This window comes from Nitratireductor sp. B36 (assembly GCF_020833685.1).
GTDB lineage: Bacteria > Pseudomonadota > Alphaproteobacteria > Rhizobiales > Rhizobiaceae > Nitratireductor.
Genome location: NZ_JACKZY010000001.1, coordinates 954,094 through 970,939 on the forward strand (window position 1 = coordinate 954,094; position 16,846 = coordinate 970,939).

The window sequence follows — 16,846 nt, forward strand, 5'->3', positions numbered from 1 at the left end:
CACCATCAACCTCGGCTTTTCCTATAGTCCCCAGCAGTCGACAATACTCCAGAAAATTCTGCAACGGGACAGGGAGAACAGTAGACAACACGGCTCTACGCCCAAATCACAAATACGTTAGCTGGCTTGCAATATAGCAGACACAAAACCGCCTCACCCGACGGGCGGCCATCACTCTTTTGCGCGTTGGTTCTGGCATCTTAGGTATAATCCTCGCTCGGTTGTCATGCTCTTGCGGGTTGCAGGCCACAGGTCGATCTCTTCAGATCTTCGGCCAGATCTCCTATTGCTTCTCTCGCTTTCTCCTTGGATGGATGCTGAAAAAAAGCACCATCCTTCTGCGTCAGTACCTTCTGGATGCGCTCAGCAATGCTACCCACCCCTCCTTTGTGCGTCGGGACGAAGAAAGGTTCGCAATCAATCATCCGGAAAAACGCGCCGACCTTCTGATCCCATCCAAGACCGACGGGCGGGACACCGAGGGCATAGGCCGTGATACAAGCATGCAACCGGTGTGCAGCCACCACGTCGAGTGTACCGATCAGGGCAATCAGTTCCTGCGGAGTGCAGGGGCGTCTGGCAAAGCGGTATCGCGTGGAGACCACAGTTCGCGTTCCGGCGATCTTGTCTTCAATCTGCTTCAGAGAAGCCTGATCCTCCACCGCACCGTTGGTGAAAAAGAGCACATTGCACCCCGTCTCCTGCAATGTATCGGCCAAGGCAAGATAGTCGCCCACAGTTGCCAAAGGTATATCTCGCCCTGGGCCCGCGTGCCGCTTGAGAACAAGTGGATTTGTTACGCACAAACCAACCAGCGGGGGTACATGCGCCCGAACGGTGTTGGCTGCCGGCTGTAGGGTCAGAGCCGGATCGGGTGCAAGATCAGGGCTTGGCCAGTCAGGGAAATGCTGCCGCCAGTTCCGCCGCGCGCCGGGATCACGCACGGTGAGGCGAATGACACGGCACCTGCGCAACGTTTCGAACAACCTGACAGCGCGCGGCGACCAATTGCGCCCGACACCAACGGCGTGGATCGCAACCGGGCGGCCTGTCTCACGGCATAGCTCCAGCACCTGAGCGATCTTTAAAGGGAAATTCAGATCATCATCCTGGAAGAGATTGCCGCCCCCGATGATGACCGCATCGGCCTCGGCAATCTTCTGCCGCCACGTATCTCGTAGTGCGGACAATCTCGCGCCAATGACGCGCTCAACCAGCTTCCGGCGGAAAAAGGGGGGCATGGCTTGCAAGAGGCGCAGCGCCTGCGAACGCCCTGCATCTTGGGTCCCGTAAGACACACGACCGGCCAGATCCAAGGTTTCGATCTCAGCGCCCGGCAAGGCAAGCCCCAGTTCCCGCTCCAGGCATTCGGCCAGAATGCCATCTCCAAGATTCGGACTGTACCGAACGTTGAAGATAACAATCCTCATTGCGCCGTCTCCGCCGCTGCCGGCCGGAATGTCCTCGCGCGGGCAGGATTCCAACGCAGTGCAGCCGCACTCCCTGCAAGAACGTAAAAGAGAAGCCCGAGATCGTAGACGGTTCCCGAGATCATCGCTTCGCAAAGCCCTGCGAATACGCCCGCCTTGGCAGCTCGCATTGTCGTGTGCTCACGGATCCCGCCACCACTCTTCATCGAAAGAATGTTGCCAACGAACAATGCAAACAGAACCGTACCGATCAGTCCAACATTGGAAAGGAGTACAAGCGCATAGCTGGAGGCACGTGCACTGCCGAGACCGGCACCCCATCCCCATGTATCGAGAAAGACCTGAAACGCCACCGCATTCCATTGCATGCGCTCACGCGCTGATTGGCTGTTGAGCTTGGAGTAGAGCGTCTCGTCCAGAAATTCCTGCACTGCTTTCGCAAATTCGGGCATCAGCACGAGGATCAACATAAAGCAGAGCGGAACAGCGAGGATGGCGAGAGCTATGGCTCCCGGCCGGCCGGTGACATGTCCTGCATAAGAAGCCGGCAACGCCCGCCAGAAAAGAAAAACCACCACCATGGCGAGGCTGACCAGCGCCGTGGTGGAGGTCGAAAGAAGCAGAGCAGGCAACAGTAGGCCGGCGACTAGTCCGGTCGTCACCGTTCGCATGCGGTCAATCCATAAACTCGCGGTGAACGCGAACAGAACAATCGTGTAACCCGCAAAGGCCGAGGCCTCGGGAAATGTGCCCGAGATACGCTTGAAACCCGCCTTTTCCGACCCGGTCAAAAGCGCGTAATTCGCCGTGCGTATGAAATCAAAGAGATGCGCCGTGCCTGTGCGATAGGTGATCACGTCCAGAAGCGCGAAGACCAAATTGGCGACGGCAAGAACCAACATGGCGTTGATCACGTCGCGAGCTGTGCCGCCACATTTGAGATAGGCGTATGTAAAGGCGAAGCATAAGAGCCCGCCGACCGCATAGATCGTTTGGGTGATGTTGTTGCTGGAGAACGACAATGGCGTGAGATCGATGATGCGATGACCAGCAGAGGAGCGAAGCACAATCATCGTTTCGGTCACGCCCTCCATCAGGCGCGGCAGGAAAAGAGCTGAGAAAACCCCATAAACGGTGAGCAGCAACAACCATATGCCAGGCGATGCCGAAGACACCGCCGCAAAAACCGGTTTCTCGCCGAAAGCCATGAACAACCGCAGGCAATAAAAGGCGAGCAAAAGGCTGGGAACGAGAACCGAAGCGCCGCCCAGACCAGGCACACCGAATGCGGCAGCGGCACCAAAGAGTGTCGAAAAAACAATGACAAAAAAGGAAAGCCGGGGCGGAGAAACAAGCACGACCGTCCCAACAAGCAGAGATAAAAAACCCAACAACTCGATGGGCATGGTGCGCCTCGCCCTTTTGCCGCAGAAGCGACGTAAACCCGGCTAAGAATACCACGCAAGCGATTGAGCGTCGCGTTTCGGGGGGTACCACTTATGGTCAGTGGGCCAGCATTTGGCTGAATTCCGGGTCGAGCCAGGGCGATGTTACCCTGCCTGCCGGGAGGTAGCTGCAGTGCCGTTCACCCCAGTAAAAGCGCCTCATCTGACACGCAGGCGTGCACTCGTTGGCGGTGCAGCCGCTTTAAGCGCGTCACTCGTTCCCCTGTTGAGGCCTGTCTCATCACGCGCCGAGGATCAGTTCCTTACCGAAGATGATAGATTGAATATGGAGACCTTGCGGGTTTCCTTCGACGAGGATTTCTCCACGCTGGACGTTTCAGCCTGGGGGCCAGGAACACGCTGGATCGCACACACACCCTGGTCGGGAGATTTCGGCGGCGCGCGGTTCGCCAATCCCGGCGAGCGATCACCGTTCCGAATTATCGACGGCAAATTGCGCATTGAAGCCAAGCGCGACCCGGAAGGCGACTGGCAATCGGGATTGCTCGCCTCGGTGGATCCGGACGGGAACGGGTTTTCTCAACAATACGGCTATTTTGAAATGCGCGCGCAATTGCCGGAGGGGCCCGGTGTGTGGCCTGCCTTCTGGCTGATCGGCAAGGATCGCTCGAAGGCCACAGCCGAGATCGATATTTTCGAATTCTACGGGGACAAACCCGACGGTTACTCCTCGGTCGTCCATGTCTGGCACCGGGACGGGCGCCATTATTCGCGCTTTCATCGAAACGCGGTCTTCGTGGAGGCAAGGCCGGGTGCGTTTCACACCTATGGGGTGAAAGTGGATCCGGACTGGATCCGCTTCTATTTCGACCGCGAATTCGTGTGGAAGACAGAGACCCAGCCGGAACACCGGCAGCCGCTTTATATTCTGCTCAATCTCGCCCTGGTGGACGGACCAACAAGGAACGCCACCCCAGACCCCTCGCACATGATCGTCGACTATGTGAGGGCCTATCGCCTCGACTGAATTTCTAATGCTTTGGGATAGGCTTCGCCCTTCTCCCAACATCCTCCCCGCCGAATGGTTTATACAGACAAAAGCCCAAGACATCCGGTCGATCCGAAGATCATCCGGATGGCCATCTGTCTCTTTGCCGGCCTGCGTGAAATCCTTCTTCCCGAAGGCATGAGAACCATTTTTCTCCCGCGCCTCTCCTATAATCAGTGAGCGTTTTCGGATGCTTGAAACATAGGCGCGGGCTTTTTCGGGCGGGGCGTCTACATGCATCACAAACAGCAACGAGCTGAACGATCCGGTTTTGACAGAAGCGGCAGTGTCGCACAGATTGCAGCGCGGTGCGCCTACGAGCGCGATGCGACAGTGCACGATAGCGTTGCCAGGATCGCGCGCGCCAGACCGGATGCGATCGCCATCACATTCGATGGCGTGGAGCTGACGTATGGCGCGTTCGAGCATGCGGCAACGAAACTTGCCGCCCGTCTCATCTCCATGGGTGTGCGCAAGGGGGACATTGTCGGCCTTCTTCTGCCCCGTGCCGCAAAAACGCTGATCGCCAAGCTGGCGATCCTCAAGGCGGGGGCAGCCTATGCGCCATTCGACCCGGCCTATCCGGTTCATCACCTTTCCTACATGATCAGGGACAGCGCACCCCGCGCGCTCATGATCGATCAGGAAAGCGCTTCGCTTGCCGCCAGTCTGCCGGTAGCGAGAGACTGCCTTGTCGATGCAGACAAGGCGCTTGCGGCACCCACAGGCAACGGGCTGCAAGAAGCTTTTCCCGAAGTGGGCGGCGGGGATGCGGCCTATGTGATGTACACGTCGGGTTCGACCGGACGCCCGAAAGGTGTCGTGGTACCACATCGCGGCATTCAGCGGCTTGTTCGCGATCAGAATTTTGTCGAATTTCGCTCTGACGACGTCGTGCTGCATACGGCGACGATCTCCTTCGACGCAGCCACGTTCGAGATCTGGGGAGCGCTTTTGAACGGTGCGCGGCTTGTGGGCATCGGCGACCGCACGCTTTCCATGCAACGCATTGCCAATACGATTGACGAAGAGCGCGTCTCGGTGATGCTGCTCACCACCGGGCTTTTCAACCTCCTGGTCGATCATCCGAGCGGAGAGCTTGCCTCGCTGCGTCATGTCTTGTTCGGAGGGGAAGTAGCCTCGGCAGACCGTGCGCGGCGGTTCCTCGCAGCTCATCCCGAATGCCGCCTGACCAATGCCTATGGACCGACGGAAGTAACCGTAATCGCATCGACCTTCGATGTGCCGTCCGACTTTCGCGATGACACATTGCCGATTGGCCATTCCATCGCACACGGCCAGATTCACATTCTGGATGACGATCGCGCCGAGCTCCCACCGGGCCAGGAAGGCCAGCTTGCGGTTTCCGGCGACGGGCTCGCCATCGGTTATCTGAACCGGCCGGAGCTGACGCAGGAGCGCTTCGTCACGATCACCGCGAGGAATGGCGAGAGCCTGCGCTGCTATCTGACCGGCGACATGGCGGTGATGGATCCTGACGGGCTTCTGCATTTTCGCGGGCGGCGGGACCGGCAGGTGAAAATCGACGGCAAGCGCATAGAGTTGGATGAAATCGAAAACGCGCTGCGTCGCGACGAGGCGCTCGCCGACGCGGTCGTGCAGTGCCACCAAGCCGGCAGCGCACGGCGGATGGTCGCCTATCTGCGCCCACACTCCATGGGCGGCCTCGACGATATCACCTTCGCGGCAGGGGTGCTGAGGCGCCTGAAAGGGGTTCTTCCCGCTCACATGGTCCCTGGACGTGCGATCGTGTTGCAGAAGTTTCCGCTCAACCGTGCCGGCAAGGTTGACCGCTCTCGCCTGCCGGCCCCAACCGAAGCCCCGGCGGCAACGACGATAACAGAAGGGATAGAGGGCATCATCGCGCGGCACTGGCGCAGGGTGCTCGGCACCGACGCGGGCGGACTGGATCAGAATTTCTTCGATCTGGGCGGAACGTCGATGCAGCTCATGCGCGTCCACGCAGCGCTGGAACAGGAGCTTGGCCGCAGCATCGACGTGGTGAGCGTGTTCGAGCATCCGAAAATCCGCAGTCTGGCGCGCTTTCTTGAGAAAGCGCCAGATGGTGATCAACCGGGCTTTGAAGCCCGCAGTCGCGCTGCGCGACAGAAGCGGGTCATGTCGCAGTTTCGTCGGAGCAGACAATGAGCGCAGCGATTGCGGTAGAGCCTGAAACGGGACTGGATGAGGGCATCGGCAGCGTTGCGATCATCGGCATGGCCGGGCGGTTTCCCGGTGCGCCATCGGTCGATGCGCTGTGGCAGATGGTGCGCGGGGGGCGTCACGCCTTCCGCACCTTTGCAGCCGATGAAATCGAGGACGCCTATGACGAGGCGACGCGCGCCTCGCCGGACTATGTGCCCTCCCGCCCCTATTTGGACGATGTCGGCATGTTCGATGCGGAATTCTTCGGCATGTATCCGCGCGAGGCGGCGGTGCTCGATCCGCAGTTCCGGCTGTTTCTGGAAATCTGCTGGGAAGCGCTGGAAAGTGCGGGCTGCGATCCCTTCGGTGCGAAACAGTCGATCGGCGTCTTCGCCGGCTCGGCGATGAGCACCTATCTCATCAACAACATCCTGTCGGATCGACAAAAGGCCGAAGCCTTCACCTCCGGCTATCAAGTCGACATGTTCAACGAACTGGTGGGCGCGATCAACGACACGCTGGCGACGCGCGTGGCCTATAAGCTCGACCTGAAAGGGCCGGCCTTCACCATCCAGTCGGCCTGCTCCACATCGCTCCTGGCGGTGACGCAGGCCTGCCAGAACCTTTTGACCTATGGTTGCGACATGGCGCTGGCGGGCGGTGTGTCGATCTCGGTGCCGCAGAAGCGTGGCTACATCCACATGGAAGGCGGCATGGTTTCGCCGGACGGTTTCTGCCGGCCCTTCGATGCGCAGGCAGGCGGCACGGTTTTCGGCAGCGGCGGCGGCGTGGTGCTTCTGAAACGGCTCGAAGACGCCATCGACGGTGGCGATACGATCCATGCCGTCATTCGCGGCTATGGCGTCAACAATGACGGCGCGGACAAGGTGGGCTACACCGCACCCAGCGTTTCTGGACAGGCCGACGCGATTGCGGCAGCCCTTGCCAGTGCCGGCATCGACCCTGATAGCATCGGTTATGTGGAGTGCCACGGCACTGCCACGCCGCTCGGCGATCCCATCGAGTTCAACGGCCTGATGAACGCTTTTGGCGGCGATGGCGCTGAAGGCCACTGCGCGCTCGGGTCCGTGAAGGGGAATATCGGCCATCTGGACGCCGCTGCAGGCGTCACCGGTCTCATCAAGGCGGCACTCGTGGTGCGCGACGGCGAGATCCCGCCGGTGGCGAATTTCGTATCGCCCAACCCGCATATGGCACTGGAAAACAGTCCGTTCCGCATTCCAACGGAGCGCGTAGCGTGGGAAGCGGCGGGCGCAAAGCGCCGCGCCGGCGTCAGCTCGTTCGGGGTGGGCGGCACCAATGCACATGTGGTGCTCGAACAGGCGCCCGACCGAGACGGTCTTTCGGAGACATCGCCCGACCGCCCACTCATTCTCCCGCTTTCGGCGCGAAACGAGGCGGCGCTCGCCGCGATGCGCAAGAATTTGGCCGAAGCTCTGCGCGAGAGCACAGAGCCGCTCGCCACCGTGGCGCACACGTTGCAGCGGGGGCGGCACGCTTTTTCGCACCGAACGGCGATTATTGCGCGCACGCGCGACGAGGCGATTGCGGCACTTGAAGCAGAACGCCCGATCAGCGGCGAGGCAGCACAGGATGCCCCGCCCGTGGTCTTCATGTTTCCCGGACAGGGCGCGCAGCATGTGGGCATGGGCGGCGCGCTTTATGGGACCGAACCGGTCTTTGCCGAATGGATCGACAAAGGCGCTGATCTTCTTGAGCCTCTGATTGGCCGTGACATTCGCGATTTCATCCGGCTGCCCGATGGCGACGCGCCGCAAGAGCTTTCCGAAGCACTGCGCGACACGCAAATCGCCCAGCCCGCACTCTTTCTCGTCGAATATGCGACGGCAAAACTCTGGATGAGCCGTGGCCTCATGCCCGAAGCCATGATCGGCCACAGCGTGGGTGAATTCGTTGCCGCCACACTTTCGGGCACGATGCGCTTCGAGGATGCGCTCGGGCTGGTCGCAGCACGCGGGCGGCTGATGCAGAGCCAGCCCAGGGGAGCCATGGTTTCCGTGCGGTCGGATGCGGAAACGGTCGAAGCGCATCTTTGCGACGGGGTGGAGATCGCAGCCCTCAATGCACCGAAGCTCAGCGTCATCTCCGGCACGTTCGAGGCGATGGACGAGACATGCGCAAAGCTGGATGCCGCAGGCATCGCCTATAGCCGGTTGCACACCTCCCACGCCTTCCATTCGGCCATGATGGACGAGGCTGCCAGGGCGCTCGAAGAAGAGACGGCAAAGGTCGAATACGGTCCATCCACCATTCCCTATATTTCCTGTGTGAGCGGCGACTGGCAGACGGACGCGCAGGGCGCTTCGCCCGCATACTGGGCACGCCATTGCCGCGATGCGGTGCGCTTTGCCGACGGCATCAAGACCGTTGCGCGCGAGCGCAGGCCCGTTTTCATCGAGGTCGGCCCCGGCCGCACGCTTTCTGTTTTCACCGCGCAGACGCTCAAGCGCGATGACATCGCCGCCATTATCCAGTCCCTGCCCGAACACGACCGCGCATCCTTGGGTGAGGACGTTTTCGCCGAAGCCCATGCGCGGTCGTGGATCGCCGGCTGCGGGCTCGACTGGCCGGCCCTGCCAGAGACGGCGCGGCGGAAAATCCCGCTGCCGACCTATCCCTTCCAGCGCCAGATGCACTGGATCGACGCACCGACGCCGGAGAACCGGGCGCATGCGGCACTTGCCCATACGCTGCCCGATACACCGGTAAAAACAATCCCGACAGACGGAATGAGCCCAATGACCACCGCACCTGCAACAACCGACCGGCGTGCCACCCTGGAACGCGCCCTGACCGCCCTGCTCTCAGACCTTTCAGGCGAAGACCTGCCAGGCGATGCAGCCGGAGCGACCTTTCTGGAGCTTGGCTACGATTCCCTCTTCATCGGCCAATTCGCGCAGAAGGTGGAGAAGGAATACAGGATCAAGCTCTCCTTCCGCGAGCTGCTCGGCAACATTCCGACCATTCATGATTTGGCGCGACACCTCGACACCGAACTGCCGGCAGATACCGTGCAGGCGGTGTCTCCCTCTCCGGTGGCTCAGGTCCCCCCCACGCCGGACGTCGCGTCTGCTGCGCCATCTTCAGTGGCGAATGGAACTCCACAGGCACCTCAAGGGCTCGAGGCGCTTTTCCAGTCCCAGTTGCAGATGGCGCAGCAACTTTTCGCACAGCAGATGCAGACCATTCAGTCGCTTGGCGGCTCGATCCCGACGGCAGCGCCTTCAGCCACGCCGCAGCCTGCACCGGCCCCAGCCGCTGCGCCCGCGCCTGTGCCGGACACGAGCGGTGACGAGAGTGAGATCGGTGGCGGCCGCATCCGCGTGTACAAGCCCGGCGCGCAGGCCGGCGAAAAGGCGCTCACGGAGGAAAAACGCGCCTTCATCAACGATCTGGTTGCCCGCTATTGCGAGAAGAATGCCCGCTCCAAAGCGTTCACGCAGGAACACCGGCCGCATCTGGCCGATCCACGCGCGGCCTCCGGGTTTCGCATCGACTGGAAGGAACTGGTCTTCCCTGTCGTCTCCGACCGCTCGAAGGGATCGCGCATCTGGGACATAGACGGCAATGAATATATCGATCTCGTGAACGGCATGGGGCAAACCGCCTTCGGTCATGCCCCCGATTTCGTGGTCGAGGCGATCCGCGCGCAGACCGACAGAGGTTTTGCCATTGGCCCGCAGACACCGCTCGCCGGCGAAGTCGCGGACCTGATCAGCGAATTGACCGGGCACAGCCGCGTCACCTTCTGCAACACCGGATCGGAAGCCGTGATGGCGGCCATGCGGGTTGCCCGCACCGTGACGGGCCGCGACCGCATCGTCGTTTTCGGCAATGATTATCACGGCCAGTTCGACGAGGTTCTGGTCAAGGGCCGCAGCCGTGCGGGGCAGCATCGTACCCTGCCCATTGCCGCCGGCATCCCCGCAGATTCCCTGTCGAACATCACGGTCCTGCCCTATGGCGCGCCTGAAAGCCTCGACTGGATCCGCGCCAATGCGGACGAGCTTGCGGCCGTCATCATCGAGCCGGTGCAGAGCCGCCATCCGGAGCTGCAACCGGTCGAATTCGTGCGTGCGCTGCGCGCGCTCGCAACGGAACGCGATTTCGCTCTGGTGTTCGACGAGGTGGTGACGGGCTTCCGCGTCGACCCCGGTGGCATGCAGGCCGTGTGGGGCATACGCGGCGACCTCGCCACCTATGGCAAGGTGCTGGGCGGCGGAATGCCGATCGGCGTTCTGGCCGGTGACAGCCGGTATATGGATGCGCTCGATGGCGGTCATTGGGATTATGGCGATGACAGCGTGCCAATGGTCGCGCCGACTTTCTTTGCAGGCACATTCGTGCGCCATCCTGTCGTGCTGGCGGCGACACGCGCCGTGCTCGAGCACATCAAGGGTGAAGGCCGTGCGCTCTATGACCGGGTGGCCACCCGCACGGAAACGCTTGTCACGGAGCTGAACGGCCAGCTTTCGGATCGCGGGATTGCGACGCAGATCCATGGCTACAAGAGCTGGTTCGTGACAGATTTTGGCAATGCCGACCCGCTCGGCGCGCTGTTTTATCCCTATGCGCGGATGCAGGGCCTGCATGTCCAGGACGGCTATCCCTGTTTCCTGACGACCGCGCATTCGGAAGAAGACTTTTCGCGCATTGCAACGGTCTTCGGCGAGACGCTCGATGCGCTTCAAGGTGCCGGCATTCTAGTCGCCGATGACGGACGGGCGGAGCGCCCCACCGCAAGGCCCCTGCAGGAGACGCCGCAACAGGCACCGCTGACCGAGGCGCAGAAGGAAATCTGGCTTGCAGCGCAGGCCGGCGACGAAGCCTCCTGCTCCTTCAACGAATCCTTCAATCTCACGCTCGATGGCGCGCTGGATGAAGCCGCATTCCGCAAAGCGTTTGATCTTATCGTTGCGCGACACAATGCGCTTCACATCCGTTTTGCGCGGACGGGCAAGCATTTCGACGTGACGCCCGATTTCCGCATCGACATGCCGTTGACGGAGGTTTCTGATGACGAGGCGCTTGCACAAATCATTGAGCGCGAGGCGCGGACCCCGTTCGATCTCGTCAATGGTCCGCTGGCGCGCGCAGAACTCGTTCGGCTTTCAAACGACCGGCACGTGCTTGTCTTCACGGCCCATCATATCGTTTGTGATGGCTGGTCGGCGAATGTGCTGATCGAAGAGCTTGCAACAGCCTATAGAGCGCTCGCGCAGGGAGACACGCCTGACCTGCCCCCGGCACTGGCTTTCTCGAGCTATGCGCAGGCGCGCGCTAGCCGGACGGAGGACGATGAAGAGACGGAGCGGTTCTGGCTTTCGCAATTCGAGACCGTACCGGACCTGCCGGACATGCCGACCGACCGGCCGCGCCCAGAACAGCGCAGCTTTGCTGGCGGCACCGTGACCGCGCATATCGACAGCGATGTCTACAGGCGGCTGAAGAAGGCCGGCGCGAAGAACGGCGCGACGCTGTTTTCGACCCTGCTCGCAGCCATGCAGGTGATGATCGCGCGGCTTTCGGGCAGCAACGACATCGTGATCGCCGTGCCTTCGGCAGGGCAGAGCCTGCTTGATGACGAAACGCTGGTCGGCCATTGCGTCAATCTTCTGCCCCTGCGGCAGGCGCTTGATGAAGAACGGTCCTTCGCCGAGCATTTGAAGGACACGCAGCAACTGGTTCTTCAGGCTTTCGAGCATCAGGACTTTACCTATGGAACGCTGGTGCGGAAGCTTGGCCTGAAGCGCGATCCAAGCCGCCTTCCCCTGACCGAAATCCAGTTCAACCTGGAGCGGGTGACGAAGGGAATGGATTTTGGCGGGCTTGCCGCCGAGGTCACGCCCAACCCCAAGGCGTTTTCGAATTTCGACATGTTCGCCAACATGATCGAAAGCGAGGACGGCATCCGCATCGATGTCGACTACAATGGCGACGTGTTCGATCCGGAGACCATCGAACGCTGGCTCGGCCATTTCGCCACGCTCGTGGGGACGCTGGCAGAAGATATGTCCAAACCCATCGAGCGCCTGCCGCTCATGTCTCAGGACGAGATGGACTGGCTTGCCTATGAGCTCAACCAGACGCAGGCGGCCTATGACGACGAGCGCTTTGCCTTCGAGCTGTTTGGCGACCGTGCGGCGGAAACGCCCGACGCCATTGCCGCCACTCATGGCAAGGAAAGCATCACCTATGGGGAACTCGATGCGCGAAGCTGGCAGATGGCACGGCTGCTCCAGGAAAAGCTGCTCGTGCCCGGCTGCCGTGTCGCGGTGGCGCTCGACCGCTCCATAGACATGCTGGTGACGCTGCTGGCAATCATGAAAGCCGACCACATCTATGTGCCGCTCGACCCGGATCACCCCGAGGCACGCCTGCGGCAGACCATGGAGGCAGCCAAAATCTCCGCGGTGATCTGCAAGAGTGACAGGATTGCCGCCCTTGCCGGTGAAGACGTGCTGCCGATCATGCTCGATGAGGAGCGCGATGCGATTGCCGCCAGGGATGCAGCACCGCTCGAGGAGCGGGTTCATGGCACGCAGGCTGCGGCCTACATCATCTTCACTTCAGGTTCGACCGGTGTGCCGAAGGGCGTGGAGGTTCCGCACAACGCGCTGGTCAACTTCCTAACCTCCATGGCGAAGGAACCCGGCTTTACGGCAGATGACACGCTGCTTGCCGTCACCACCATTTCCTTCGACATCGCCGCGCTGGAACTCTACCTGCCGCTGATCTGCGGTGGCCGCGTGGTGATCGCCGACAGGATCGAGGTGCAGGACGGGTTTCGGCTCGTGCAACGTCTCGACGAATGCGGCGCAACCGTTCTGCAGGCAACGCCAACGCTCTGGCAGATGCTTGTCGAAGCGGGGCTGGGCGAGAGGAAATCGCTCAAGATGCTGTGCGGCGGCGAACCGCTGCCCGCAACGCTGGCGCAGAGCCTGTGCGCGCTGGGCGGCGAATTGTGGAACATGTATGGACCGACCGAAACCACGATCTGGTCGTCGGTCGCGAGGATCGACAATCCGGATGCGCCGATCACCATCGGCCAGCCCATCGCCAACACGCAGCTCTACATTCTGGACGCGCGCAACCGGCTTGCGCCCGTGGGCGTGACGGGTGAACTGAACATTGGCGGCGACGGCCTTGCCGTCGGCTATTTCAAGAACGCCGAGCAAACCCATGCCGCTTTCCGCAATGTGTCGATTGGCGGCGTTCCGCAACGGCTCTACAAGACGGGAGATGTGGGACGGCGCCTGGCCGATGGCTCGCTCCAGCTTCTGGGGCGCCGCGACAACCAGATCAAGCTGCGCGGCTTCCGTATCGAGCTGGGCGACATCGAGGCGGTCATCGCAAAGGCAGATGGCGTGCGCCAGTGCGCCGTTGTCGCCCCCGTGAACCGCAATGGCGACCGGCAGCTCGTGTGTCACACCGTGCCTGACGATCCGGCGAGCCCGCCGGAAGCAAAGGCGCTCAGCGCCCATGCCAAGGCGCATCTTCCCGGCCATATGGTGCCCGCCTTTTGGGTCAATGCCGAAGCGCTGCCCCAGACGGCCAATGGCAAGCTCGACCGCAAGACGCTCGAAAAGCAGGGTATCCCGCGCCAGGAGGCGGCCATCATCCGCACCGCGCCGCGCACGCCCATGGAAGAGAAACTCTCGGCCATCTGGTGTGACGTGCTCAACATTCCCGAAATCGGCGTGGAGGAGAACATCTACGCGCTGGGGGCGGATTCGCTCAGCATTTTCCGCATCGCAGCCCGGATGATCGATGCCGGCCTGCCGCTGGAGGCGCGGCATCTCCTGCAACACCCCACGATCGGGGAGCTGGCGCTGATCGCCGATGAAGCGGACAGCCAGCCGGTGAACGGGATCAAGCCGCATGTCCCCTCGCTGAAAGATTTCCGGCATGGCGCGCGGCGGCGCATGGAGGCACACGGATGAGCGACATTGAACACCGCGTGATGGCCTCCGGTTCGGACGACATCATTGGAGAATTTCCCTGCACGCAGACGCAGATGCGTTGCTGGTTCCTGGATCGTCTGAATCCGGGAAACCCCGCGCTCAACGTCGCCGTGCGGTGGGAGATTCGCGGGAACTTCAGGACCGAGAGCATTGAGGAGGCTTTCCGGCAGATCATCCAGCGACACGAGGTCCTGCGAACCCGTTTTGTGGAGAAGGATGGGCAACCCACGCAGCAGGTGGTGCGCGGGGTCGAGTTCCGCATGCCGGTCATCGACCTGCGTCACGTGCCGGAAGACCAGCGCGAGGCGCGCATCCAGTCGATCAGCAGGGAGACGGCGGCAGCGCCGTTCGACCTCGGCCAGCCGGGGCTCTTCCGCGTCACGCTGTTGATGGTGGAGAACAGGCGCGGCTTCATTCTCATCACCGCGCATCAGAGCTGTTTCGACGGCTGGTCGATCCGCGTTCTGGGGCGCGAAGTGGGAGAACTCGCAGCGGCCATCGACGCGAAACGCGCGCCGCACCTGCCGGAGCTGGCGCTGCAATATGGCGACTTCGCGCTGTGGCAGGACGAATACCGGAACAGCTATGGTTTCGAAGCGGAGAAGACCTATTGGCGCGAACAGTTGCGCGACGCGCCCTATTTCGAGATCAGGCCGGACCGCCCGCGCGGGCGCGTAAAAACCAGCCGCGGGGAGATCCTTTCCGCCGTGCTCCCGCTGGAATTCGGCGAGCGGATCGAGGCGGCGGCGCGGGCGCATCACGTATCGCTGTTCAGCTATGGCGTGGCGGTCATCAGTGCTGCACTTCACCACTATTCGGGCGAACGTGAAGTGCTGTTCGGGACGCAGATCGCGGGGCGCGAGGATGTGGATCTGGAGAATCTCATCGGCGTGTTCATCAACAATCTCGTTCTGCGTTTCGATATCGGTGAGGAGTTGAGCTTCGCCGATCACCTCTCAAGGGTCAGCGCAACGGTGGGGGCGGCCCTCAACCACCAGAAAATGCCGTTCAACAATCTCGTCGAACTGATCAACCCGGTGCGGGACCCTTCCCGCAATCCACTTGTTTCGGTGAACTTCAACCAGCAAAAGGCCTTTCTGGAAGACACTCGCTATGGCGATTTCGAGCTGATCAGCGCCCCGTCGCAATCGCCGGGCGTGATCTATGATCTCAACTTCATCATGATCGGCCGGCCGACCGGCTGGCGCATGTCGGTGGAATACAACACCGATCTGTTCGACGAAGCGACCGCGCGGGAGCTGCTCGATCTGTGGCAGAAGGCCTATGCCTTCGCGCTTGACGATCCGCAGGCGCAGATTGGCGCGATGGCGGGGCCGGTTCGTGCCGGCACATTGCCGAAGGAAGCGCAGCCGAAACCGGCATCGCGGCTGGAAGCGCTGCTTCTCGCGCAACCGGATGTCGCCGATGTCGCGGTCCGGCGAGACGGACCGGTCGGCCGGTCTCACGCCTTCGTGGTGCCGACTGCAGGGCTCATGGTGCCGCTCGAGACCCTTCCTGCACAACTGAACGCCTATCTGGCAGAACGGCTGCCAGAGGAAGAGGTACCCGCCGCAATCAGCGTTCTTCTTTCCCTGCCGAGACGGGCGGACGGCGCAGTGGAGTTGCCGGCAATGCCGCCACCCACGGCCAATGTCCCTGCCCCGGTTCCAGCGAAAGACCCGGCCCCGCCGGCGGACAGGCAGGCGGAGCTTGGCCGGATATGGGCGCGTGTGCTTGACGTGCCGCGGGTGGATGCAGACGACGACTTCTTTGCGCTGGGCGGTCATTCGCTTCTGGCTCTCAGAATGTTCTCCGGCGTGCGCGAGGCCTTCGGCATCCAGCCTGACCTCGCTCTCCTGTTCAGGGAGCCGACGCTCTCGGGCTTCGCGTCCGCGATCTTCGGCACACAGCCTGCCCCTGTCGCAGAACCGGCGGAAGAACTGGAGACCCCGTCACCGGTTACCGTCGACTGGGAGACAACGACCTACCGGCAGGGCAGCGGAGACTGCGCGGTCTATACGCTCAACCATCCCTTCCTCTATTACCGGATGGCCAAGTCGCTTCCCGGTCATGCCTCCGTCGTCAATCTTCACATGTTCAATGCGCGGATCGATGAACAAACCGAAGGCTTCTCGCTGGAAAAGATCGCCGGCGATGCGGTGGACGCGATGCAGCTTGGCGACACACCAAAAACCGTCGCGCTGGTGGGGCTTTGCGTCAACGGCATCCTGGCCGCCGAGATGACCCGGCAATTGCGGGCCAGGGGGCATGATGTGAGCTTCGTCGCGCTGATCGACAGCTGGGCACCCGGTTATGTGCGTTCGCAGCCGGCCCTGACCCGCTGGCGCTGGAACACCGAGAAACGGGCAAAACGTCTCGTCTATTTCACCGGTAAGCTTTTACGCGGGCGTATGTCGCTGATCACCTATCTGAAGGAGTTCAGCCTTTCGCTGAAGCTTGTCGAGCGCTTCGCGCCCGCCCGTGCGATGAATGAGGAAGAGGAAACCAACGAAGCGGTCACCCAGTATCTCGTTCGTGCGGCCCGGCGTTACAGTCCGCGCACGCTTTCCGGTGAAACCGTGCTCTTCTTCCGCAGTCAGGCCACACACCGGCGCGCAAGGCGGCTTCTATTCGGGTGGCGTGGTTTCGTGCCGGATGAATCGCCGGTTTTCGATCTCAGCGGCTGGCACGAGGATTCGTTGAGTGACAGGGGCGTCGACAAACTTTCATCCGTGCTTGGCGAGCGTCTTGAACTGGGAGGCTCCGCTGACCGCCGTTCCTAAAATGCAT

General features: G+C 61.7%; 6 protein-coding genes. 4 read left to right on the forward strand and 2 right to left on the reverse strand.

Annotated features, from left to right (window positions below):
• Positions 1-224 precede the first annotated feature (224 nt).
• Positions 225-1,430: a polysaccharide pyruvyl transferase family protein gene (locus tag H7H48_RS04760; protein ID WP_229447638.1), complete on the reverse strand. Its 1,206-nt coding sequence runs from the start codon at positions 1,428-1,430 to the stop codon at positions 225-227.
• A complete protein-coding gene (locus H7H48_RS04765; RefSeq protein WP_229447639.1) occupies positions 1,427-2,836 on the reverse strand; it encodes a hypothetical protein in 1,410 nt (469 codons plus the stop codon). The genes H7H48_RS04760 and H7H48_RS04765 overlap by 4 nt, the downstream gene beginning before the upstream one ends.
• 325 nt (positions 2,837-3,161) lie before the next feature.
• Here H7H48_RS04765 and H7H48_RS04770 point away from each other — a divergent pair, with 325 nt between their 5' ends.
• The 4 genes from H7H48_RS04770 (at position 3,162) to H7H48_RS04785 (ending at position 16,839) form a co-directional block, all read left to right on the forward strand.
• Positions 3,162-3,863, forward strand: coding sequence for a glycoside hydrolase family 16 protein (locus H7H48_RS04770; protein WP_229448109.1), 702 nt, complete (start codon positions 3,162-3,164; stop codon positions 3,861-3,863).
• 255 nt (positions 3,864-4,118) lie between these two features.
• Entirely contained in the window at positions 4,119-6,053 is a 1,935-nt protein-coding gene (locus H7H48_RS04775) for a non-ribosomal peptide synthetase (RefSeq protein WP_229447640.1), read from the forward strand.
• Complete coding sequence (locus H7H48_RS04780) at positions 6,050-14,035, forward strand: non-ribosomal peptide synthetase/type I polyketide synthase (RefSeq protein WP_229447641.1); 7,986 nt, start codon at positions 6,050-6,052, stop codon at positions 14,033-14,035. The genes H7H48_RS04775 and H7H48_RS04780 overlap by 4 nt, the downstream gene beginning before the upstream one ends.
• The gene (locus H7H48_RS04785) at positions 14,032-16,839 is read left to right on the forward strand and encodes a condensation domain-containing protein (RefSeq protein WP_229447642.1); all 2,808 of its coding nucleotides are present in this window, start codon (positions 14,032-14,034) and stop codon (positions 16,837-16,839) included. Before H7H48_RS04780 ends, H7H48_RS04785 begins: the two co-directional genes overlap by 4 nt.
• Positions 16,840-16,846: the final 7 nt, after the last annotated feature.